Annotated in this window: 1 protein-coding gene; it reads left to right on the forward strand. The window is 43.2% G+C overall.

Features of this window, described 5'->3' with window-relative positions:
- Positions 1 to 179: 179 nt before the first annotated feature.
- Positions 180 to 2060: a T9SS type A sorting domain-containing protein gene (locus ACWB0I_RS00985; RefSeq protein ID WP_479386161.1), complete on the forward strand. Its 1881-nt coding sequence runs from the start codon at positions 180 to 182 to the stop codon at positions 2058 to 2060.
- Positions 2061 to 2433: the final 373 nt, after the last annotated feature.

Consider the following 2433-nt stretch of genomic DNA (forward strand, 5'->3'; position numbering starts at 1 on the left):
CGGTTCAGAATACTCCGCCATGCCGCCTAAAAATTAAAAGATGGCCTCTGCCTTCCCCTGTTGTTGGAAAATAGATTTGAATCACAATCCAGTTTTCAACTTTTAGTAATTTTAGTCGAACCCGTAAAAAAGCAGTAAGCAGAAATTGTTGGCAAGGCAACATTAAAAAAGGAGTTTAAATGATGCGTTTTTTGGTATTAACGCTTTTTGTCCTGAGTAATATTTTGCTGGCGAAAACCACGGTTATTAGCCACTCCCCTGAGTCCGTCTCGGTTATCCCGGTTAATGAAGGGGCCAAAATTTCCTGGCAGTTAAATTTACCAGATACGGTTCTTAGTTTTAACAACGGGGCGGCCTACGGCATCTGGGCGCCTCACTTAAAACAGGCTTTAGGGTGTGTTTTTGACTTGAGCGCTTTTCCTGAGGCCACCCTGGAACAGATCGATTTTCTGCATTACGCAAGAGAGAAAATGCACGGGCCCTATTATTACCGCATCCTGTTTTTTGACATGGACAGCGCTAAACTGTTCTACGCGATTGATAGTCTGCAGGCTGGTGACGCCTATGACTTTCCACGCTTTGAAATTGGCGTGCAATTGGGTTCTGTTCCTGCCCGCAATCATGTCGGAATTTTCATTGAAGGGCTTTCTTCGCCGGATGGCACCAATTCCTTTCCGGCCCTGATGACCGATTCCAGTGCCTATGTGCCTGGTGTCAGTTACTATCTGGCAGATGTTGACGATCCATTCCTGGTCAGCGACCCCAATTACACCAATTTTTATGAATTGAGTGAAGTGGCCAATGGAGCCACCAACCTGGTGCTAGATTTGTGGATCAACACCAACGGAAACACAACGAACCACGTAGAGCACGCGCTTCCGCCTGTGGCCTCCCGTCCCCAATCTTTTTTGAATGATCGCTTCCTTGGCATTCTGCAGTCCTCCATTCAAAAAGCCATGCAATTCTCTATTATTGATGGCTTTTACATCTATCGTGGCGATACCACGGGCAATCAGCTTCAATTACTGGCTCAGGTTCCAGCCGATGTTCGTGAATTTATCGATGATCATCCTTTCAGTGATAGTTCTTATTTTTACGCGGTCTCCAGCTTTAATGACTTTTCCACTTCGATAAAAAAAATCCGGGAATATTACCAACCTCCTGTTCTGAGTATTCAACAAGCCCGCGCCGATGACGACCATGACTTTTCACCGGACTTAGACGGCAAAATCGTGGCCCTGCGTGGTACAGTTGTCTCTCCCAATTTTAGCGACAAACTGCAACTGTTTGTTAACGACAAAGAAGGAGGCATTCAACTCTACTCTTCCAAATTTAGTGTTGAATTGAATCTCGGAGACAGCCTGTTTGTTTTTGGCAGAGTCACACAATACCGTGGACTTACTGAATTGGCGCTGGATTCTGCAGCTCAAATACAGATCATCGGAAAGCATGAACACACTCCTCTTGACTTAACGTTAAGCGAAGTTGGCGAAACATATGAAGGACAATTGGTACGCATTGAAAACATACAGATTGTAAATCCGTCTGACTGGCCGGCCGAAGGGCAAAATAGCGGTTCGGTGATGGTGACCGATGGTCAGGATACGGTTAATCTGTTCATCGACAAAGATACCGATCTGGATGGCTGGAGTCCGCCTGTTGAAACATTCAGCTTACTGGCTATTGTAGATCAATACACAAAAAGTATCCCGGCAAATGATGGATATGAACTAAGACCCCGGTCGCAACAAGATTTTATTCCAGGCACTGCTATTGAAACACCGCAATTCGTGTTGAGCCAATTTGATTTAAAGCCATGCTATCCCAATCCATTTAATCCATCTACAACAATAGAATACACCCTCCCGCATCAGGCTAAAGTTTCCATTAAAGTTTTTAATGTTCGTGGGCAGCTTGTTCAGACCTTGCTTGAACAAGTTAAAGAAGCAGGCAGACATACACTGAAATTCAACGGCAAAAATCTTACCTCCGGAATTTATTTGCTCTACTTTAAAGCGGATAATTATCAGGAAACGCAGAAAATAATTTTGATTAAATGAAATTATCTAAAGGATGCCACCGGCACGAATTAAAAAATTTTGCTTTGCGATGCATATTGAATTTTAGAGAATGATAAGCAAACAGAATAAAGGTCCTCGGTTCTCCCGAGGACTTTTTAAGATTTTTTGTAAAACCTATTGACACGAATAGAATACTTCCTTCAAAACTTATAATCCCGCTTAGCGGGATGAGAAAATTTTTAAGAGGCCTAATTACAGGGCAATCCCAAACGATTGAGTAGATGAACATTTAGAAATCAAATTTTACAAAGCAAAGATTTAAACTCCCCCTTCTCTTTTTTTAAAGGGAAGGGGGGCGGGGGATGGGTTTTAAAACAAATGCTTCGCCCTCACAAAGTCGCGGATTGAAGCA

Source organism: Caldithrix sp. (genome assembly GCF_056497305.1).